Source organism: Streptomyces caeni (genome assembly GCF_042678285.1).
Lineage (GTDB): Bacteria > Actinomycetota > Actinomycetes > Streptomycetales > Streptomycetaceae > Streptomyces > Streptomyces caeni.
In genome coordinates this window covers 159,346-178,765 of sequence record NZ_JBHUDX010000053.1, presented here as the reverse complement: position 1 = coordinate 178,765, position 19,420 = coordinate 159,346, and the positions used below count along the sequence as shown (strand labels likewise).

At 74.3% G+C, this 19,420-nt stretch carries 18 protein-coding genes; 12 read left to right on the top strand and 6 right to left on the bottom strand.

The window, feature by feature from the left end:
- Window positions 1-164 precede the first annotated feature (164 nt).
- Genes ACFSL4_RS20245 through ACFSL4_RS20235 form a run of 3 tightly spaced genes read left to right on the top strand, consistent with a single transcriptional unit; the run spans window position 165 to window position 2,196 of the window.
- Window positions 165-626 carry a DUF2771 domain-containing protein gene (locus ACFSL4_RS20245; protein WP_381084592.1) on the top strand — a complete coding sequence of 154 codons (462 nt, stop codon included), beginning with the start codon at window positions 165-167 and terminating at the stop codon, window positions 624-626.
- 32 nt (window positions 627-658) lie between these two features.
- Entirely contained in the window at window positions 659-1,345 is a 687-nt protein-coding gene (locus ACFSL4_RS20240; protein WP_381084590.1) for a futalosine hydrolase, read from the top strand.
- A complete protein-coding gene (locus ACFSL4_RS20235) occupies window positions 1,342-2,196 on the top strand; it encodes a 1,4-dihydroxy-6-naphthoate synthase (protein ID WP_381084588.1) in 855 nt (284 codons plus the stop codon). The genes ACFSL4_RS20240 and ACFSL4_RS20235 overlap by 4 nt, the downstream gene beginning before the upstream one ends.
- Window positions 2,197-2,205: 9 nt before the next feature.
- On the opposite strand, the gene ACFSL4_RS20230 is transcribed toward ACFSL4_RS20235, so the two are convergent.
- Window positions 2,206-2,589, bottom strand: a complete 384-nt coding sequence (locus ACFSL4_RS20230) for a cold-shock protein (protein WP_181868159.1) — start codon at window positions 2,587-2,589, stop codon at window positions 2,206-2,208.
- 173 nt (window positions 2,590-2,762) lie between these two features.
- On the opposite strand from ACFSL4_RS20230, the gene ACFSL4_RS20225 reads away from it, so the two are divergent.
- On the top strand, window positions 2,763-3,029 hold the full coding sequence (locus ACFSL4_RS20225; RefSeq protein WP_381084586.1) for a hypothetical protein: 267 nt from the start codon (window positions 2,763-2,765) through the stop codon (window positions 3,027-3,029).
- A 79-nt stretch (window positions 3,030-3,108) separates the two neighbouring features.
- On the opposite strand, the gene ACFSL4_RS20220 is transcribed toward ACFSL4_RS20225, so the two are convergent.
- Both ACFSL4_RS20220 and ACFSL4_RS20215 read right to left on the bottom strand, forming a co-directional pair.
- Window positions 3,109-3,735, bottom strand: a complete 627-nt coding sequence (locus ACFSL4_RS20220; RefSeq protein WP_381084753.1) for an HAD family hydrolase — start codon at window positions 3,733-3,735, stop codon at window positions 3,109-3,111.
- Window positions 3,736-3,783: 48 nt separating this feature from the next.
- Window positions 3,784-4,782: a hypothetical protein gene (locus ACFSL4_RS20215; RefSeq protein WP_381084584.1), complete on the bottom strand. Its 999-nt coding sequence runs from the start codon at window positions 4,780-4,782 to the stop codon at window positions 3,784-3,786.
- A gap of 209 nt (window positions 4,783-4,991) precedes the next feature.
- Here ACFSL4_RS20215 and ACFSL4_RS20210 point away from each other — a divergent pair, with 209 nt between their 5' ends.
- Together ACFSL4_RS20210 and ACFSL4_RS20205 are read left to right on the top strand one after the other, a co-directional pair.
- On the top strand, window positions 4,992-7,790 hold the full coding sequence (locus tag ACFSL4_RS20210) for a helicase-associated domain-containing protein (RefSeq protein WP_381084582.1): 2,799 nt from the start codon (window positions 4,992-4,994) through the stop codon (window positions 7,788-7,790).
- Window positions 7,791-7,856: 66 nt separating this feature from the next.
- The gene (locus tag ACFSL4_RS20205) at window positions 7,857-9,500 is read left to right on the top strand and encodes a DNA repair helicase XPB (protein ID WP_381084580.1); all 1,644 of its coding nucleotides are present in this window, start codon (window positions 7,857-7,859) and stop codon (window positions 9,498-9,500) included.
- Between the two features lie 20 nt (window positions 9,501-9,520).
- Here ACFSL4_RS20205 and ACFSL4_RS20200 read toward each other — a convergent pair whose 3' ends face one another.
- Window positions 9,521-9,721, bottom strand: coding sequence for a hypothetical protein (locus tag ACFSL4_RS20200; protein ID WP_381084578.1), 201 nt, complete (start codon window positions 9,719-9,721; stop codon window positions 9,521-9,523).
- A 518-nt stretch (window positions 9,722-10,239) separates the two neighbouring features.
- On the opposite strand from ACFSL4_RS20200, the gene ACFSL4_RS20195 reads away from it, so the two are divergent.
- Window positions 10,240-12,204 (top strand): HelD family protein, encoded by a 1,965-nt coding sequence (locus ACFSL4_RS20195; RefSeq protein WP_381084751.1) that lies wholly within the window; start codon window positions 10,240-10,242, stop codon window positions 12,202-12,204.
- A 76-nt stretch (window positions 12,205-12,280) separates the two neighbouring features.
- Here ACFSL4_RS20195 and ACFSL4_RS20190 read toward each other — a convergent pair whose 3' ends face one another.
- Window positions 12,281-12,988, bottom strand: coding sequence for a copper homeostasis protein CutC (locus ACFSL4_RS20190; protein ID WP_381084576.1), 708 nt, complete (start codon window positions 12,986-12,988; stop codon window positions 12,281-12,283).
- Window positions 12,989-13,227: 239 nt separating this feature from the next.
- Between ACFSL4_RS20190 and ACFSL4_RS20185 the strand changes: the two genes are divergently transcribed.
- Window positions 13,228-13,872 carry an HD domain-containing protein gene (locus ACFSL4_RS20185; protein ID WP_381084574.1) on the top strand — a complete coding sequence of 215 codons (645 nt, stop codon included), beginning with the start codon at window positions 13,228-13,230 and terminating at the stop codon, window positions 13,870-13,872.
- A gap of 27 nt (window positions 13,873-13,899) precedes the next feature.
- Window positions 13,900-15,009 carry a GNAT family N-acetyltransferase gene (locus ACFSL4_RS20180; RefSeq protein ID WP_381084572.1) on the top strand — a complete coding sequence of 370 codons (1,110 nt, stop codon included), beginning with the start codon at window positions 13,900-13,902 and terminating at the stop codon, window positions 15,007-15,009.
- Between the two features lie 87 nt (window positions 15,010-15,096).
- On the opposite strand, the gene ACFSL4_RS20175 is transcribed toward ACFSL4_RS20180, so the two are convergent.
- Entirely contained in the window at window positions 15,097-15,480 is a 384-nt protein-coding gene (locus ACFSL4_RS20175; RefSeq protein ID WP_381084570.1) for a hypothetical protein, read from the bottom strand.
- 56 nt (window positions 15,481-15,536) lie between these two features.
- On the opposite strand from ACFSL4_RS20175, the gene ACFSL4_RS20170 reads away from it, so the two are divergent.
- From ACFSL4_RS20170 to ACFSL4_RS20160, 3 genes are all read left to right on the top strand, one after another.
- Window positions 15,537-16,472: a MurR/RpiR family transcriptional regulator gene (locus ACFSL4_RS20170; RefSeq protein ID WP_381084568.1), complete on the top strand. Its 936-nt coding sequence runs from the start codon at window positions 15,537-15,539 to the stop codon at window positions 16,470-16,472.
- A 52-nt stretch (window positions 16,473-16,524) separates the two neighbouring features.
- Window positions 16,525-17,460, top strand: a complete 936-nt coding sequence (gene murQ / locus ACFSL4_RS20165) for an N-acetylmuramic acid 6-phosphate etherase (protein WP_381084566.1) — start codon at window positions 16,525-16,527, stop codon at window positions 17,458-17,460.
- Window positions 17,461-17,684: 224 nt separating this feature from the next.
- On the top strand, window positions 17,685-19,172 hold the full coding sequence (locus ACFSL4_RS20160; RefSeq protein ID WP_381084564.1) for a PTS transporter subunit EIIC: 1,488 nt from the start codon (window positions 17,685-17,687) through the stop codon (window positions 19,170-19,172).
- Window positions 19,173-19,420: the final 248 nt, after the last annotated feature.

Genomic DNA, 19,420 nt, shown 5'->3' with positions numbered 1-19,420 from the left:
ACCCGGCCGCGGGTGATTCGGTCGGCGGCGAGCGGCCGGCCCGGGCATGGGGCGGCCGGCCGCGGGTGAGCCGGCCGCCCGCGCGGCACCTGATCGCACGAGTGCGCGGCACGTCGTGCACCCCACGTGGGGGGCCGGCTGAGGGTGCCCGATAGCCTTCGGCCATGACCGCACTGCGTTCCCGACGCGCCGTAGCCGCCCTCGGCGCCGTTTCCGCCGGACTTCTGCTGTTGTCCGCCTGTGAGAAGCCGACGCCGCTGGCGACCATCACGGTCGGCAGGAACTCGGTGAGCTCCGAGACCGACTGCTACAACGACGGCAAGAGGGTGCCGACCCCGCAGCTGGCGAAGTGCCTGAAGTCGAAGGACATCAAGTCGATCAAGGTCGATCCCGATGAGACGGTCCGCTTCGGCGTGGACCCGGAGATCGCGGACAAGGGCTGGACGATCCTGATGAACGGCCAGCCCCTGACCGACGCCAGCAAGAAGACCTACCGCACGATCCCGGGCAGCGTGTTCTTCAACGCGCAGTACGGGGCGAGCGGCAACTCCACCCTCGTGTCCGTCAAGGCGGGCGAGAACACGGTGACGGGCCTGTGGACCTTCAAGCTGGAGAAGGAGTCCTGACCACGCGGTCGCAAGCCCGGGGACGGATCCTGGTGGCCACCGCGGTGCCCGTGGAACGGGACGCGGTGGCCAGGGCGTTCACGACCCCGGCCACCGAGGTCCGCCTCCCCGGGGCGGTCGTGCACCGCACCGGCGCCCTCGATCTCGTCGCCGCCGGCGTGGGGCCCGCCCTCGCCGCCGCCTCCACCGCCTCCGTGCTCACCGCCGCCGCCCTCACGGGCGCCCCCTACCGCCTGGTCGTCTCCACGGGCATCGCGGGCGGCTTCGCGCCGGACGCGCCCGTCGGCGCGCTCGTCGTCGCCGACGACATCGTGGCCGCCGATCTCGGCGCCGAGACCGCGGAGGGTTTCCTGCCCGTCACCGAACTCGGTTTCGGGACCGTCAACCACGAGCCGCCCGCACCACTCGTACGGGAGATCGTCGCGGCGACCGGTGGACTCACCGGGGCCGTTCTCACCGTCTCCACCGTGACCGGCAGCGCCGAACGCGCCGCCGCGTTGCGCGCCCGGCATCCGCGCGCGCTCGCCGAGGCCATGGAGGGGTTCGGGGTCGCCGAGGCGGCCGCCGCGCACGGGGTCCCGGTCGTGGAGGTCCGTGCCGTCTCCAACCCCGTCGGCCCGCGCGACCGCGCCGCCTGGCGGATCGGGGACGCCCTCGCCACGCTCACCGAGGGCTTCGGGAAGCTCGCACCCCTGCTGGAGAGTTGGAAACAGACATGACCGCATCCGGTGAGCCCCTGCAGATCGCCTACTCTCCCTGCCCCAACGACACCTTCGTCTTCGACGCCTGGGCCCACGGCCGCATCCCGGGCGCGCCCGCGCTGGATGTCACCTTCGCCGACATCGACGTCACCAACGGCATGGCCGAGCGCGGCGAGTCCGACATCCTGAAGGTGTCGTACGCCGTCCTGCCCTACGTCCTCGACGAGTACGCACTGCTGCCGTGCGGCGGCGCGCTGGGCCGGGGCTGCGGCCCGCTGGTGCTCACCCGGGAGCCGGAGACCTCGCTGACCGGCCGGACGGTCGCCGTGCCGAGCGAGAAGTCGACGGCGTACCTGCTCTTCCGCCTCTGGGCCGCGGACACGGTGCCCGGCAGTGTCGGCGAGGTCGTCGTCATGCCGTTCCACGAGATCATGCCGGCCGTGCGGGACGGGAAGGTCGACGCGGGGCTCGTCATCCACGAGGCGCGGTTCACCTACCGCAACTACGGGCTGCACAAACTCGCCGACATGGGCGAGCACTGGGAGGGGACCACCGGCCTGCCGATTCCGCTGGGCGCGATCATCGCCAGGCGGTCGCTGGGCGCGGACACGCTGAAGTTGCTCGCCGAGTCCACCCGCGCCTCCGTACGGGCGGCCTGGGACGACCCCGGGGCGTCGCGCCCGTACGTCATGGAGCACGCGCAGGAGATGGACCCGGCGGTGGCGGACCAGCACATCGGGCTGTACGTCAACGAGTTCACGGCCGAGCTGGGCGAGGACGGCTACGCGGCGGTCCGTGGGCTGCTCACGCGCGCGGCAGCCGAGGGGCTGCTGCCGCCCCTCGGTCCGGACGCGCTCGTCTTCCCCTGACGACCGGGGTCAGACGTCCAGCTGGTCGGCGACCGCTCGCAGCAGGCCGGCGATCTTCTTGCCGGACGCCTTGTCGGGGTAGCGGCCCTTCTCCAGCATCGGAGTGATGTTCTCCAGGAGGGTCGTCAGGTCCTGGACGATGGATGCCAGTTCGTCCGGCTTCCTGCGCTGCGCGGCCGCGACCGAGGGTGTCGGCTCCAGGAGGGTGACCGACAGCGCCTGGTCGCCGCGCTGGCCGGCGACGACCCCGAACTCCACGCGCTGTCCCGGCTTGAGCGAGTCGACTCCGGCGGGGAGAACCGAGGAATGGACGAAGACGTCGCCGCCGTCGTCGCGGGAGAGAAAGCCGAAGCCCTTCTCGCTGTTGAACCACTTGACCTTGCCGGTAGGCACGTCCGTCCTCGTCCTCGTACTCGTCGGAAACTGCGTCTGCAAAGCGCCCGGGAAACCGCCCGGACAGAACTACAGCGGGCCGCGTGGACCCGCCGGTACCAAGGCTAATGGTCCGGGGGCCGGTGACAAGACGTCGCCGAGTTGTTCCTCGCGCTGGGAACTACCCTGGTCCGGTGCGTGACAAAACCCAAGCGAATTCCCCCGCGGCCGGCGACTGGCTGATCCGTGCCGGTGCGATCGTCTTCTTTGTCGGAGCGGCCGCCACTTTGGTCACCGTGGCCCCGCTGCTGCTCGGGACGAAGCCTTTCCCGTCGTACATGTTCGGGCTGAGCATGCTCATGGGGCTTGGCTTCCTGATGGCCGGGGCGGGGCTGCTCCAGTCGATCGCGGAGGGCCGCAGGCGGGCGCGCGCGCCCCGCTCACCGCAGACCCGCGCATAGCCGCCCGCCCCGGAGGCGTTGGCCTGTTCCCGACGGCGCCGGGGCGCCGCCCGCGGCGGCGTGCGCCCCGCCCTGGTTCTCACCGGGGGGCGTACGCCGTCAGCCAGGCGGGGAACTCGGTGAGGTCGCCGAGGACGATGTCCGCGCCCGCGGCCCGCAGTTCGCCGGCGTCGCAGGGGCCGGTGGCGACGGCGACGGAGTACGCCTCCGCGCTGCGTGCGCCGCGGACGTCACCGGTGTGGTCGCCGACGTACACCGCGGCGCCGTGCTCCCGCAGCGCCTCCGCCTTGCGCTCGGCCCACAGGTCGCCGATCACCGCGTCCGGTTCGATGCCCAGGTGTTCCAGGTGCAGCTTGGCGTTGGGCTCGTACTTCGCGGTCACGACGATCGCCCGCCCACCGGCCGCCCGCACCGCCGCGATCGCCTCCCGGGCGCCGGCCATGGCGGGCGTCGCGGCGATCGCGATGGTGGGGTACATCTCACGGTAGAGATCGGCCATCGCGTCGATCTCGCCCACCGGAAACCAGTGGACCAGTTCCTCGACCAACGGCGGCCCGAGCCGCGTGATGGCCAGGTCGGCGTCGATGTAGGTCCCCGTACGCGCGGAAAGCGCCTGGTAGCAGGCGTGGATACCGGGCCGGGAGTCGATCAGGGTCATGTCGAGGTCGAAGCCGACGGTGAGGGCGTGAGAGGTCATATGGGCCATTGTCCCCGTGGGGCGGGCGCCGGAGTCATCGTGGGGCAAAGGCCGGAATCATCGCCCGCGCCGCGAGCGCCACACCAGGTACAGGGCCGAGGCGAGGGCGGCGCCCCGGACCACCCACGGCCAGGTCTGGGTGATGGCGTCGTTCATATGGCCCTCGGCGATGGGTGCGCCCCAGCGGCCCTCCGTACGGCCCCAGAGCCAGACGATGCCCCCGGCCGCGACCACGCCGGGCAGGCCCATGACCGCCCACTTGGACTCGGCGGGACTCAGCCGGCGGGACGCCCACGCGATGAGCCAGCCGAGGCCGAGCGCGATCCAGCTGCCGAGGACGGCGCCGGCGACGAGGAGCCCCGCGGCCAGGAGCAGCAGCGGGTTGCCCCAACCGGTGAGGCGGGGCAGCCGGCGGCGCCGCGCGACGGTGGTCTCGTCGGCGGCCGCAGCGGCCTTTGCGGCCGGCTCCGGCTCCTCGCCGCCGGCCTTCGGCCTCGGCTTCGCCGTGCCGCCCGGCGGCGGCTTCAGCAGCTCGGGGATCTCCACACCCCCGACGAACCCCGGTACGGCGTCACCGAGCCCGAACCCTCCCCCGGGTCCCCCGCCCTCGACGCGCCACCAGTCGGGCCGGGTGGCGCTGTCGCCCAGCTCGTGCGCACCGGCCAGGTGGGGCGGGGAGGCGGCGTTCCCCGATGCGGCGGCCGGGCCGGGCTCGGCGACGCGGGGGCGGGGCACCACGCGCCGCAGGCCCTTGGGGCGGTCGTCCGGCTCGTCGGCACGCTGGAGGGGCACGGCGGCGGGGCGGCTCCCGGGGGCGGCGCCGCCGGCATCGGTGGCCGCGGCGGCGACCCGCTCGTCGGGGGTGCCGAGGCGGGACAGGATGCGGCGCACGGCGGCCGGACTGTCGACCGGGGACTTCGCCCGGCGCCGGTCGATCTCACCGCGCAGCTCGGACACGAGCCGCATGCGCGCGGCCGACGGCAGCTGCCGTTGCTGGGCCAGGTCCCCGACCCGGCTCAGATAGTCGAAGACCAGCTGGTCGCTCTCGATCCCCACGAAGTCCCCTCCGGGACGGGCACATTGGACACCCTGTGCGACGACGGTACCGCCTGCGGCTCCGCCGGAGCACCGCGACCACGCCGTGCCGCCCGGTCGCCGGCGCCGCCACGGGGCCCCTCGCCACCGGGGCCGCCGCGCCGCCCCGTACGGCATCGTGCCGACGCCGCGGGGGCTGCCCCTGCCGGGCACCCGCTACGGTTGAGCGGGTGACCCCCGAGGAGCGCTCGCGCAAGGACCCCCCGGCCACCGGCAGCGGCACCACCGCCCCCCGCTCGCTGGCCGAGTCCCTGCGCGCCCGGGACGACGCCTCCCTGGCCGTCCTCCTGCGCGCCCGTCCGGATCTCGTCGCCCCGGTACCCACCGACCTCACCCAGCTCGCGACCCGCGCCGCCACCCGTGCGAGCGTCGTCCGCGCGCTGGAACGCCTCGACACGTTCGCCCTGCAGACCGCGGAGGCGCTGGCGGTGGCCGCGGACCCGGCGTCGTACGACGAGCTCCTCGGTCTGATGGCCGGCGACGGCGGACACCGGGCCGGCACCTCGGCCGACGCCGTGCCGGGCACCTCGGCCGACGCCGTGATCGGCACCATGGCCGACACCGCGGCCGACACCGCAACCGACACCGCGGCCGGCACCACGGCCGGCACCTCCGCCGACACCGCCGGGCCCGTGGTCGCCGAGGCGCTCCCCCGCGCCCTGGCCACCCTCCGCGAGCAGGCCCTCGTCTGGGGCTCCGACGACCGCCTCCGGCTGGTCCGCACGGCCCGGGAACTGCTCTCCCCCTCCCCCCAGCGCCCCTCGCCCACCGGCCTCGGCCCCACCGTGGCGGAGGCCGCCGCCGCCATGTCACCCGGCCGCATCCAGGAGATCCTCACCGCCGCCGAGCTGCCGACCACCCATGACAGGGTGTCCGCCGTGACCTTGCTCACGGGCCTGTTCACCGACCGCGCCCGGATGGCCGCGCTCCTCGACACGGCACCCGCCGACTCCCTGGAGGTCCTGTCCCGGCTGGTGTGGGGCCCGCCGTACGGCCAGGTCACCGCAACCCCCGCGCCCCGGCTGCGCTGGCTCCTCGACCGGGGCCTGCTGCTGCCCACCGCCCCCGGCACGGTCGTCCTCCCCCGTGAGGTGGCCCTGCACCTGCGCGGGGGCCGCGCCCACCGCCGTCCCGAGCCGCTGCCGCCCGCCGTGGAGGCCGCCGCCACCCACCGTCCCCAGGTGGTGGACGCGACGGCGGCCGGGCAGGCGTACACCGCGCTCGCGACCGTCGAGGAGCTGCTGAAGGACTGGGACGAGGGCGGACCGCCGGTGCTGCGCGCGGGCGGCCTGAGCGTGCGCGATCTGAAGCGGGCGGCGGTGGCGCTCGACGTGTCCGAGCCCGTGGCCGCCTTCTGGGTCGAACTCGCCTACGCCGCCGGCCTGCTGGCGTCGGACGGCGAGGCCGACGAGCGGTACGCGGCGACCCCTGCGTACGACGAGTGGCGGGAGCTTCCCGCCGCCGAGCGCTGGAGCCGCCTGGCCACGGCGTGGCTCACGGCGACCCGCACCCCGGGCCTGGTCGGCGGCCGGGACGCGAAGGACCGCACGCTCTCCGCGCTCGGCCCCGGTCTGGACCGCTCGGCCGCGCCGGAGGTCCGCCACCGCGTCCTGACCCTGCTCGCCGGGCTGCCCGAGGGCACCGCCCCGGCCCCCGAGTCGGTGCCGGCCCGCCTGCGCTGGGAGCGTCCCCTGAGGGGGGCGCAGCCGACGGCGGACGACCTGCGCACCCGCCTGGCCCGGTGGACGCTGTCCGAGGCGGAGCTGCTGGGCGTCACGGGCCGCGGCGCCCTGTCGGCGCACGGCCGGGCCCTGCTCGGCGAGCACCCGGACCATCCGCCGGCCCCCGCCCAGCCCGTCTCCGGACCGCCGGCCCCCACCCAGCCGGCCTCCGGACCGCCGACCCCCGGTGCCACCCCCACGCGCCCCGGCGCCACCCCCACGGGCCCCGGCGACAAGCTCCCCGTCCACCGGCAGTACCACCGCCCGGTCCTGCGCGAGCCGCTCACCGCGCCCGAGCGGGCGGCGGCCGCCGCCCGTGCCGCGCGGCTGCTGGCCCCGCTGCTCCCCGAACCGCTGGACCACGTCCTGCTCCAGGCGGACCTGACGGCGGTGGCGCCCGGCCCGCTGCAGCGGCCGCTGGCGGACATGCTGGGTGTGCTCGCGGACGTCGAGTCGAAGGGCGGCGCGACCGTCTACCGCTTCACGCCCGCCACCGTGCGCCGCGCCCTGGACGCGGGCCGTACCGCGTCCGACCTGCACGCGTTCCTCGCCACCCACTCCCGCACCCCGGTCCCGCAGCCGCTCACGTACCTGATCGACGACGTGGCCCGCAGACACGGCCATCTGCGCGTGGGGGCGGCCTCGGCGTACGTGCGCTGCGACGACGACGCCCTGCTGAACGAGATCGTCGCGGACAAGCGCGCGGCCGCCCTGCGGCTGCGGCGCCTGGCCCCGACGGTGCTGGCCGCCAAGGCCGACCCGGCGACGCTCCTGGACGGCCTGCGTGCGATGGGCTTCGCCCCGGCCGCGGAGTCGGCGGAGGGGGATGTCCTGATCACCCGCGCCCACGCCCACCGCACCCCGCCCCGCACCCCGCCGGAGCCGGTCCCGGACGGCCCCCCGGTCCCCGACGCCACACTCCTGACGGCGGCGCTCCGCGCCATCCGTGCCGGCGACCTGGCCTCCACGGCTCCCCGCAAACCCGCCGGCGCCCCCACCGCGGGCGGCGAGCTGCCGCGCACCACGTCCGCCGAGACCCTCGCCACCATGCAGGCCGCCGTCCTGACCGGCGAATCCCTCTGGATCGGCTACGTCAACGCCGAGGGCGCCGCCACCCAGCGCCTGATCGCCCCCGTCCGGGTGGAGGGCGGCTTCGTCACCGCGTACGACCACACGGCGGACGAGGTCCGCACGTACCCGCTGCACAGGGTCACGGGGGTGGCCGAGCTCGCGGACGACCAGCTGTGATCGTTCCCGTATGAGGCACACTGGACGTTTGGCCGCCCGGATCGGCCGTACGGAAAGGGTGTCCGCGTGAATGGTCCGCTCATCGTCCAGTCCGACAAGACTCTGCTCCTGGAAGTCGATCACGAGCAGGCCGACGACTGCCGTCGGGCCATCGCGCCGTTCGCCGAACTGGAACGGGCGCCCGAGCACATCCACACCTACCGGGTGACCCCGCTCGGCCTGTGGAACGCGCGAGCGGCGGGGCACGACGCCGAGCAGGTCGTGGACGCGCTCGTGCAGTACAGCCGCTACCCGGTGCCGCACGCGCTGCTCGTCGACATCGCCGAGACCATGGACCGGTACGGACGGCTGACCCTCACCAAGCACCCGGCCCACGGACTGGTGCTGTCGAGCACCGACCGGCCCGTCCTCGAAGAGGTGCTGCGCTCCAAGCGGATCACACCGCTGGTCGGGGCGCGGATCGACCAGGACACCGTCGCCGTGCATCCGTCGGAGCGCGGGCAGATCAAGCAGGTGCTGCTCAAGCTGGGCTGGCCCGCCGAGGACCTCGCCGGGTACGTGGACGGCGAGGCGCACCCCATCGAGCTGCGCGAGGACGGGTGGGCCCTGCGGGCCTACCAGAAGCAGGCCGTGGAGAACTTCTGGCACGGCGGCAGCGGCGTCGTCGTCCTGCCCTGCGGGGCCGGCAAGACCCTCGTCGGCGCCGGATCCATGGCCCAGGCCAAGGCCACCACCCTGATCCTCGTCACGAACACCGTCTCCGCCCGGCAGTGGAAGCACGAGCTGGTGCGGCGGACCTCCCTGACCGAGGACGAGATCGGCGAGTACTCCGGTACGCGCAAGGAGATCCGGCCCGTCACCATCGCCACGTACCAGGTGCTCACCACCAAGCGGAAGGGTGTCTACCCGCACCTGGAACTGTTCGACTCCCGCGACTGGGGCCTCATCGTCTACGACGAGGTGCACCTGCTGCCCGCGCCCGTCTTCAAGTTCACGGCGGACCTGCAGGCGCGCCGGCGGCTCGGCCTGACCGCCACCCTCGTGCGGGAGGACGGGCGCGAGTCGGACGTGTTCTCCCTCATCGGGCCCAAGCGGTTCGACGCGCCCTGGAAGGAGATCGAGGCCCAGGGGTACATCGCGCCCGCCGACTGCGTGGAGGTGCGGGTGAACCTCACCGAGTCCGAGCGGCTCGCGTACGCCACCGCCGAGGCCGAGGAGAAGTACCGGTTCTGTGCCACCACGGACACCAAGCGGAAGGTGACCGAGGCCCTGGTGCGGCGCTTCGCCGGGCAGCAGATCCTCGTCATCGGGCAGTACATCGACCAGCTGGACGAGCTGGGTGAGCACCTGGGCGCGCCCGTCATCAAGGGCGAGACCTCCAACGCCCAGCGCGAGAAACTCTTCGACGCCTTCCGCGAGGGCGAGATCAGCGTGCTCGTCGTCTCCAAGGTGGCGAACTTCTCCATCGACCTGCCGGAGGCGACGGTCGCCATCCAGGTGTCGGGGACGTTCGGTTCGCGCCAGGAGGAGGCGCAGCGGCTGGGACGGGTGCTGCGGCCCAAGGCAGACGGCCATCAGGCCCACTTCTACTCGGTCGTGGCGCGCGACACCATCGACCAGGACTTCGCGGCGCACCGCCAGCGCTTCCTGGCGGAGCAGGGGTACGCCTACCGGATCGTGGACGCGGACGAGCTGCTGGCCGGGAACTGAGGAGAGGCCGGAGGCCGGGGTCAGTCGAGCTGCCGGCGGCGGACGCCGGCCTCCTCGCCGTACTCGCCGAGGAGGACGACGTCGACCGCGGCGCCCACGAACACCTTGAGGGCGTGCAGGACGTCGCCGAGGCGGTGGCGGTGGTGGCCGCTGTCGATGGCGGTCGCGCCGGGCGGCGGACCGTGCCGTGAGGGGACCGGGGAGAAGGCTGCTGCACTCATGTGTCCATGGTGGAACCGGGCACCCCGAATGGCGTCGGACCAAGGGTGTAACCTGCGCCGCCGTCCCGTACCCCTGCGGTCCGTCCCGCGTAGTACTCCAGAGGGAGCGCGTCCCCTAGGGCGAGCGGGGTGAGACCCCCGAGGCACCGCGGTCCGCGCGCCGGACAGGCAGGCGGGCGCGCCGGAAAACCGTTGGCCCGCTCATCCGGCCGTCACCTACAATCCCCTCTCTTGCCCGCCTCCCTTCACGGAGAGCCGCTGTCCGGACGGAAACCGGACGGCAGAACCGCCACCTGTCACCGCACCGGCCGGCCGGTGCGCCCTCGCGCGCCGGCCGGCCCGCTGCCACGCCCCGGAGGCACCTTTCCGTGTCCATCCCGTCAGCCCCGTCCGCCCCCGACCCAGCCCCCGGCCCTGTTCCTGATCCCACCCCGGATCCCGTCTCCGGCCCCTCCGGCACCGGCCCCCTCGCCCGCGAGCGCTCCCACCTCGCCGCTTCCCGGGCCGCGCTGCGCGCCATGCGCGAGGACGTGGAGAACCTCGACATCCGCGACGTCACCGCGAACTGGGTCAACGCCGAGGTCCTCGCCCGCCAGATCGACGAGCGCATCAAGGCCCTCGCCGACCTCAGCCACACCCCGCTGTTCTTCGGCCGCCTCGACTACCTCCACGCACCCGGCGCCGACCGGGCCGAGGGCGCCGGAGGAGAGAGGTTCTACATCGGCCGCCGGCACGTCCACGACGCCGACGGCGATCCGATGGTGATCGACTGGCGCGCGCCCGTCTCGCAGCCGTTCTACCGGGCCTCGAAGAAGGACCCGATGGACATCGCACTGCGCCGCCGCTTCGGCTACACCGGCGGCGACCTGACCGCGTACGAGGACGAACACCTCTCCGACCCCGCCGAGGCCGCCACCACCAGCAGGCTGCTCCAGCAGGAGATCGAGCGGCCGCGTGTCGGCCCGATGCGCGACATCGTGGCCACCATCCAGCCCGAGCAGGACGAGATCGTGCGCAGCGGACTGTCCGGCACGGTCTGCGTCCAGGGAGGCCCGGGAACGGGGAAGACCGCCGTCGGCCTGCACCGCGTCGCCTATCTCCTCTACGCCCACCGCGAGCGGCTCGCCCGCACCGGCACCCTGGTCATCGGGCCGAACCGGTCCTTCCTGCACTACATCGAGCAGGTGCTGCCCGCGCTCGGCGAGCTGGAGGTCCGGCAGTCGACGGTCGACGACCTCGTCGCGCACGTCGAGGTGCGCGGGACGGACGCCGCGGCCGCCGCGGTCGTCAAGGGCGACGCGCGCATGGCGGAGGTGCTGCGCAGGGCCGTCCGCGCGCAGGTGACGATGCCCGCCGAGCCCGTCGTGGTGGTGCGCGGCTCCCGGCGCTGGCGGGTGCCCGCGTACGAACTCGAGGAGATCGTCCGGGAGTTGCTGGAGCGGGACATGCGCTACGGCGCCGCCCGGGAGGCCCTGCCGCAGCGGATCGCGCACGCCGTGCTGGTCCAGATGGAGCGGGCCGGGGAGGCGCCGGACGACCGCGTGCAGGACGCCGTCGCCCGCAACCCGGCCGTGAAGGCGGCGGTCAAGGCGATCTGGCCGCCCGTGGACCCCGCCAGGCTCGTCCTGCGGTTGCTCACCGACGCCGGCTTCCTGGCCGCGCACGCGGACGGGATCCTCGACGCGGACGAGCAGAAGGAGATCCTCTGGGCGAAGCCGGTGCGGTCCGTGAAGTCCGCGAGGTGGTCGCCGGCGGACGCCGTGCTGATCGACGAGGCCGCCGACCTCGTCCAGCGCACCCACTCGCTCGGGCATGTCGTGCTGGACGAGGCGCAGGACCTCTCTCCGATGCAGTACCGGGCCGTCGGCCGGCGCTGCACGACCGGTTCGGCGACCGTGCTCGGCGATCTCGCGCAGGGCACCACGCCCTGGGCGACGCGCAGTTGGCAGGATGCGCTCGCCCACCTCGGGAAGTCCGGGGCGGCTGTCGAGGAACTGACGGCCGGTTTCCGGGTGCCCACGGAGGTGATCACGTACGCCTCCCGGCTGCTGCCGCACATCGCGCCGGACCTGACGCCGGTGGCGTCGGTGCGCGAGAACCCGGGCTTCTTCGACGTGCGCGCGGTCACCGGCACCGCCCAGGTGGTGGCGGCCTGCGCGGAGTTGCTGCGCCACGAGGGCTCGACCGGTCTGATCGCCGCCGACGCCCGCGTCACCGCACTCGCCGAGGCGCTCACCGCGGCGGGCATCGGCTACCTGGGCCCCGGCGAGGAGACGACGCACGAGACCCGGCTGACGCTGGTCCCGGCCTCGCTCGCCAAGGGCCTGGAGTACGACTACGTGGTCCTGGACGAGCCGCAGGCCGTCGTCGACGGCGAACCGGACGAGCGCACCGGGCTGCGCCGTCTGTACGTGGCCCTGACCCGGGCGGTCTCGGGCCTGATCGTGACGCACGCGGCACCGCTGCCGCCCCAGCTCGGGTGACGGCACGGCCCCCGGCACGGGGGCGCCGGAGGCCGGGGCGTAGGGCTCGTGCCGGGGCCGGCCGCTCTGCCTGGCGTCAGACCGAGTGCGGCGGCCGCCCGTCGACGGCCCTGCGCCACTCCCGCACCGCCTCCGCCGAGACCGGTGCGCTCCAGCCTCCCGGGCGGGCCGCGCCGCCGATGTGGAAGGCGTCGACGCCCGCCGCGAGCAGCCGCGGGACATGGTCGAGGCGCAGGCCGCCGCCGACCAGCAGCCGCTGGGTGTGGCCCGGCTCGCCGCGCCTGGCCGCCTCGGCGAGGAGCGTGGGCATGCCGTCGTCCACGCCGGCCGGGGAGCCCGCCGTGAGATAGGCGTCCAGGCCCGGCAGTCCGGCGAGTTGCTTGCGCAGCCGGGCGCGGTCGGCGGAGTGGTCGATCGCACGGTGGAAGGTCCAGCGGCACCCGTCCAGCTCCGCGGCCAGCCGCTCCAGCGCGTCGAGGTCGGGCCCGCCGTCCCGGCCGAGGAACCCGAGCACGAACTCGTCGGCACCGGCGGCGCGCAGCCCGTGCGCGGCGCACAGCAGCGGCTCGACGTCACCGGCCGCGAAGCCGTCCCGGAGACGGAGCATCACGCGCAGCGCGATGTCGACGGCGGCGCGGATCCCGGCGAAGGTGCGCAGCGGCGGGGTGAGCCCGTCGGCGGCCATGTCGGTGACCAGCTCTAGGCGGTCCGCGCCTCCGGCCTGGGCGGCGACCGCGTCCTCGACCTCGAGGGCGATCACCTCCAGGACTGCACGCGTGCTCATAGGACCCCTTCCGTCGTGTTCCCTGGAGCGGCTATAGGTCTAGTCCAATCTCAGGGTACGACGGCGGAGGTGGTCAGCCGAAGTTGTTCGGCTCCTCCTCCCCCGCTCCGGCCAGTTCACAGCGCGCCCCCGCCAGCGGGCGGCCGGGCAGATCCGGGTCCCGTACGTCGTCGTGCAGGTCTGCGGTCGTCATGGGACCGCGCTGAAGACCCCGGCCGCACCCGCGGGAGAATGGGTGCATGGCCGATCTCGACGCGTTGCGCGCCCGCTGGGCAAGCGCCCTGCAAGGAGCCCGGGGACCGGGCGGTGGCCCCGACCCGGCCCCGTACGCCGACAATCTGCTCGCGCGCTGGCAGGAGCCGCAGCGCCACTACCACACGCTCACGCACCTCACGGCGGTCCTCGACCACGTCGACGCGCTGCAGGCGTACGCCGACGACCCGGACGTGGTCCGCCTGGCCGCCTGGTTCCACGACGCCGTCTACCTCCCGGACCGCTTGGAGAACGAGGAGCGCTCCGCCCGGCTCGCCGAACGCGCCCTGCCCGAGGCCGGCGTCTCCCGCGCCAGGACGGCCGAGGCCGCCCGCCTGGTCCGGCTCACCGTCGGCCACGACCCGGCGGCCGACGACCGCAACGGCCAGGTCCTGTGCGACGCCGACCTCGCGATCCTCGCCGCGCCCCCGTCCGCCTACGCCGCCTACGCCGCCGGCGTCCGCGAGGAGTACGGCTTCGTCCCCAACGATGCCTTCCACGAGGGGCGTTCCGCGGTGCTGCGCCAACTGCTCGCCCTGCCAAGGCTGTTCCACACACCGCAGGGGCAGGCCGAGTGGGAGGCCACGGCCCGGTACAACATCGCCTCCGAGCTGGAAATGCTGTCGAACTGAGGACCGGACACGCCTACCCTGCACCACATGCGGACCATGGGCGGGGAACGGGTGACGGAGGCCGTCGCGGGAGCCGTGGCGGCGCTGCGGGCGGGTGTGGATCGGGACTGGGGTGTCAGGGCGGGGCGTGTGGAGTGGAGCTGCCGCCGCACCGCCGAGCACGTGGCGAGCGATCTCATCGCCTACGCCGGCCAGTTGGCGGGGCGCGCCCAGGACGACTACGTGCCCTTCGAGATCACGCTTGAGGACGGCACCGGCACCGTGGGCGCACTGCAGGTGATCGAGACGACGGGGGCGATGCTCGCCGCCGCCGTCGCCACCACGCCCCACGAGGTGCGCGCCTTCCACCCGTACCCCTTCCGCAGCGCGAACCGTGAGGGGTTCGCCGCGATGGGCGTCGCCGAGGTGCTCCTGCACACCCACGACATCGCCGAGGGCCTGGGCCTGGCGTACGAGCCGCCGGCCGAGCTGTGCGAGGACGTCCTGACCCGGCTCTTCCCTCACGTGCGGCCCGGCCCCGAACCCTGGCCCACGCTCCTGTGGGCCACGGGCCGCGGCGACCTGCCCGGGCGCGCCCCCGTCACCGAGTGGCGCTGGCACAACAACCTGGTGATCCCCGCCGGGCGCGTCACCCTCCAAGGCCTCACGCCCGCGGCCGCCGCCGATCTCAGGGCCGGCGGCACCGGCGGCTTCGAGTGGATCGACGGCGGTCCCTTCGACACCACGCGCGATGCCGCCGGGATCGTCCTCAAGGCGTACGAGACGGGGGTGCACCGGCCCGAGTGGGGCGTGTTCGTACTCGTACGGTCCGAGGACGGCCGCGCCGTAGGGAGCATGGGGTTCCACGGCACCCCGGACGACGAAGGGCGCGCGGAGGTCGGATACGACCTGGTGGAGGCCGCTCGCGGTCACGGCTACGCGACCGAAGCACTGCGCGCGCTGGCGGCCTGGGCACTGGCCAGGGACGACGTCGAGCGGCTGCTGGCGGTCACCGACCGCGACAACACCCTGTCGCAGGGCGTGCTGGAGCGGGCGGGATTCACACGGGCGGAATTCACACAGGCGGAATTCACACGGGCGGGCGAGAACGCGGGGACGTACAAGGGGGAGACCCACGCATACATACGGCAGCGCTGACCCCGCTCTCGCGCCCCGCGGCCCGCGCAGACCGGAGGCGCGCGGCAGCCGCACCACCTCGCGGCCCCGGAGGGCCGACGCAGATCGTCACGAGGACGTCATACCGCCGGTCGCCCTCCCCAGCGACCCGACGGCCGCGACCTTCACGCCCACCTTGTGACACACCCAGTGCGGGTCCGGGCCCAGCTCGGGCTCCACGTCAAGCGCATGCGGGTCGCCGGAAGGGCAGACAGGACACAGCGGCCAGCGTCCGTAGCGCTCCAGCAGGGCGTCCTGGACGTCCTGGGCGACCAGCCCGGCCACATAGACCGCGCCCTCCGGCCACTGCTCGACCCACCAGCGCCGCTGCACGACGGAGTCCTCGACCAGCGAGACGACGTCGGCCTCGGCGACCTCGCCCGCGATCAGATCGGCGAGCACCAGGGCGCGGGCCGAGTGCAGCGCCTGTTCGAGCGGACTGATGGGCTCCATGCACCCATTGTGCGCACTCTTGACCATACGTCCGAACGGAAAATATCTTTCATCATGTGACCCAGGATGTGAAGGAAACTTTCGCGAGGCCGACGGGGCCCACCGCGCCTCCCGCGCCCGCCGCGCTCGCCGCCAAGGTGCGCACCCTCGCACCCTCCATGACCCGGTCCATGCAGCGCGTCGCCGAGGCCGTGGCCGGCGACCCGGCCGGATGCGCGGCCCTCACCGTCACCGGGCTGGCCGAGCTGACCGGGACCAGCGAGGCCACCGTCGTCCGCACGGCCCGTCTCCTCGGCTACCCCGGCTACCGGGACCTGCGTCTCGCCCTCGCGGGCCTCGCCGCCCAGCAGCAGTCGGGCCGCGCCCCGTCCGTCACCGCCGACATCGCCGTCGACGACCCGATCGCGGACGTCGTCGCCAAGCTCGCCTACGACGAGCAGCAGACCCTCGCCGACACGGCGGCCGGACTGGACACCGTGCAGCTCGGCGCCGCCGTCTCCGCACTCGCCGCCGCCCGCCGCACCGACGTGTACGGCATCGGGGCATCCGGGCTCGTCGCCCAGGATCTCGTGCAGAAGTTGCTGCGCATAGGGCTCATAGCCCACGCGCCCGGCGACCCGCACCTCGCCGTGACCAACGCCGTTCAGCTGCGCGCCAAGGACGTGGCCATAGCGATCACACACTCCGGCTCCACCGGCGACGTCATCGAACCGCTGCGCGTCGCCTTCGAGCACGGCGCGACCACCGTCGCGATCACCGGCCGCCCGGACGGGCCCGTCACCCAGTACGCCGACCACGTGCTCACCACCTCCACGGCACGCGAGAGCGAGCTGCGACCGGCCGCCATGTCCTCCCGCACGAGCCAGCTCCTCGTCGTGGACTGCCTGTTCATCGGCGTGGCCCAGCGGACCTACGAGACCGCCGCGCCCGCCCTGTCCGCCTCGTACGAGGCCCTGGCGCACCGCCACCGCCCGCGCGGAACACGGCGCTAGCCCCTCCCGTCCTCCACCCCGAGCAGTGCCGCACCGAAGAAAGCCGCCTTCGATGACCTCCACGTCCGACCCCCGCGACCTCCGCGCCCAGTTGGAGACGCTGACCACCGAGGCGTTCCGCCCGGAACTGTCCGACATCGACCGGCTCCCCACACTGGAGATCGCCCGGCTCATGAACGGCGAGGACGCGACCGTGCCGGCTGCGGTCGCCGCACGGCTCCCGCAGATCGCGGCCGCCATCGACGCCGTCGCGGAACGGATGGCCCGGGGCGGCCGGCTCGTCTACGCCGGCGCGGGCACCGCCGGGCGGCTCGGTGTCCTCGACGCGTCCGAGTGCCCCCCGACCTTCAGCACCGACCCCTCCCGGGTCGTGGGCCTGATCGCGGGCGGCCCCGACGCGATGGTCACATCGGTCGAGGGCGCGGAGGACTCCGGAGAACTGGCGGCGCGGGACCTCGACGCCCTGGACCTGACGGCCCACGACACGGTGGTCGGCGTCTCCGCCTCGGGCCGCACACCGTACGCGGTCGGCGCGGTGGAGCACGCCCGGGCGCACGGCGCCCTCACGGTCGGCCTGTCCTGCAACGCGGACAGCGCCCTGGCGGCGGCCGCCGACCACGGCATCGAGATCGTCGTCGGCCCCGAACTGCTGACCGGATCCACCCGGCTGAAGGCGGGCACCGCGCAGAAGCTGGTCCTCAACATGCTCTCGACGATCACGATGATCCGCCTGGGCAAGACGTACGGGAACCTGATGGTCGACGTCCGTGCCTCCAACGACAAGCTGCGCGCCCGCTCCCACCGCATCGTCGCCCTGGCCACGGGCGCGACGGACGGGGAGATCGAGGACGCCCTCGCGGCCACGGACGGCGAGGTCAAGAACGCGATCCTGACGATCCTGGCGGGCGTGGACGGCCCGTCGGCGGCACTGCTGCTCGCGGAGAGCCGGGGGCGCCTGCGCGTGGCGCTGGAGCAGGCGGGGGACTGAGGGCCGGAGGCGGTGACAGCCGGGGCACGCCCGCGAACGGGTGACTGACGCCGGGGATCGACGACCGCCCGACGGCTGACCGGCGGGCCGCAGGCGGCGGGCGGCGAGCGGCGGGCGGCGGGCGACGACGGCCCGCTGACCGGTGGACCTCCTTCCGGAGGAGACCGACCGCGGCCTGCGCGCGGCTCCCACGACGGCGGCCCACCGGGCCGCACGCTCGTCAGGTGACCGGTACCCCACACGCTGCCACCGCCGCCGCGCTCCTCCCCCTGGTCGGCGGCCCCGCGAACGTCACCGCCGTCGCCCACTGCATGACCCGCCTCCGGCTGGGCCTGGCCGACCGCTCCCTGGTGGACGAGCACGGCCTGCGGGCGGTGCCCGCCGTACTGGGAGTCGTGGACGACGACACGTACCAGATCGTGCTCGGGCCCGGGACGGCCGCACGGGTCGCCGCCGAGTTCGAGACGCTCCTGCGCCCCAGGGCGGCCGAACTGGCCGCCCGCGGCGCCGAGCTGAGGGAGGCGCGGCGACGGAGCAACGCCACCCCGGGCAGACTGCTGCTGCGCCGCGTGGCGAACGTCTTCGTCCCGCTGATCCCGGCCCTCGTCGGCTGCGGCGTCATCGCGGGCGCGGCCGGCCTGCTGCAGAACCTGCGCCTGCTGCCGTCCCTCACCCCTGCGCTCGCCGCCCTCTCCTCCGGCTTCATGGCCCTGATCGCGGTCTTCGTGGGCCACAACACGGCGAAGGAGTTCGGCGGCACCCCGGTGCTGGGCGGCTCGGTGGCGGCGGTCGTGGTGTACCCGGGCGTCGCGAAGGTCACGGTGTTCGGGGAGCCGCTGTCCCCCGGCCAGGGCGGGGTCCTGGGCGCCCTGGCGGCGGCGCTCCTGGCGACGTACATCGAGAAGTGGTGCCGCACCTGGGTGCCGGGAACCCTGGACGTCCTGGTGACGCCCACGCTGACGGTCCTCGTCCCCGGCCTGCTGACGCTGTACGTCCTGATGTACGCGGCAGGTGCGGCCGCCACCGCGATCGGTGCGGCGGCCACCTGGCTGCTGTCCACGACGGGCGCGTTCGCGGGCCTGGTCCTGGGCGGCCTCTTCCTGCCCCTGGTGATGCTCGGGCTGCACCAGGCCCTGATCCCCCTCCACACCACCCTCATCGAGCAACAGGGCTCCACGGTGCTGCTGCCCGTCCTGGCGATGGCGGGCGCGGGCCAGGTGGGCGCCGCCCTGGCGGTCTACGTCCGCCTCCGCCACGACACCTCGATCCGCACGACGATCAGATCCGCACTCCCGGCGGGTCTGCTGGGCGTCGGCGAACCACTGATCTACGGTGTCTCCCTCCCGCTCGGCCGCCCGTTCCTGACGGCCTGCGCGGGCGGCGCGGCGGGCGGCGCGTTCGTCGGCTGCTTCGCGATGCTCGGCGACAAGGTCGGGGCAACGGCGATCGGGCCGTCGGGCTGGGCCCTGTTCCCACTGCTGACGGGCACGGGCGGCCTGCCCCTGACGGCGGCGATCTACGCGGGCGGCCTGCTGACGGGCTACCTGGTGGGCTTCGCAGCGACGTACTTCTTCGGCTTCGGAGGGGGAACGGCGCCGGGGGCGGCCTTGGCGGCGGCAACCAAAACGGCCCCGGGAGCGGGGCCGGGAGCGGGAACCGCGGCCGAGGTGGCCACGGCTCCCGTCTCCGATTCCTCACCCGGGAGGCGATGAGCGGCCGCTCACCAGGGGCGGCGGTCCCGGTTCATCCGCCGCACCCGTTGCCGCAGCACCTCACGCGGCGGCGCGGGCCCCACCGGCTCCGGCTCCGATCCGGGCCGTCCCGTGCCATGGAACGGGACGGGGCCCCACGCCTGGGGGAGCTGCCGTCGCGGCGACCGGCTCGCGGCCACAGCGGGCCTGCGGCCGTTCCACCACCCGGGGTACTGTGTCCGCGCCGTCGTCCGAGCCGTTCGCGCCTC

Excerpts from the sequence above, each read along its gene's own strand:
- ACFSL4_RS20185 (WP_381084574.1), top strand. The coding sequence starts at position 13,228 with ATGGCCGATCTCGACGCGTTGCGCGCCCGCTGGGCAAGCGCCCTGCAA.
- ACFSL4_RS20180 (WP_381084572.1), top strand. The coding sequence starts at position 13,900 with ATGCGGACCATGGGCGGGGAACGGGTGACGGAGGCCGTCGCGGGAGCC.
- ACFSL4_RS20200 (WP_381084578.1), bottom strand. The coding sequence starts at position 9,721 with ATGAGTGCAGCAGCCTTCTCCCCGGTCCCCTCACGGCACGGTCCGCCG.
- ACFSL4_RS20220 (WP_381084753.1), bottom strand. The coding sequence starts at position 3,735 with ATGGCCCATATGACCTCTCACGCCCTCACCGTCGGCTTCGACCTCGAC.
- murQ (WP_381084566.1), top strand. The coding sequence starts at position 16,525 with ATGACCTCCACGTCCGACCCCCGCGACCTCCGCGCCCAGTTGGAGACG.
- ACFSL4_RS20235 (WP_381084588.1), top strand. The coding sequence starts at position 1,342 with ATGACCGCATCCGGTGAGCCCCTGCAGATCGCCTACTCTCCCTGCCCC.
- ACFSL4_RS20175 (WP_381084570.1), bottom strand. The coding sequence starts at position 15,480 with ATGGAGCCCATCAGTCCGCTCGAACAGGCGCTGCACTCGGCCCGCGCC.
- ACFSL4_RS20245 (WP_381084592.1), top strand. The coding sequence starts at position 165 with ATGACCGCACTGCGTTCCCGACGCGCCGTAGCCGCCCTCGGCGCCGTT.
- ACFSL4_RS20190 (WP_381084576.1), bottom strand. The coding sequence starts at position 12,988 with ATGAGCACGCGTGCAGTCCTGGAGGTGATCGCCCTCGAGGTCGAGGAC.
- ACFSL4_RS20195 (WP_381084751.1), top strand. The coding sequence starts at position 10,240 with ATGCGCGAGGACGTGGAGAACCTCGACATCCGCGACGTCACCGCGAAC.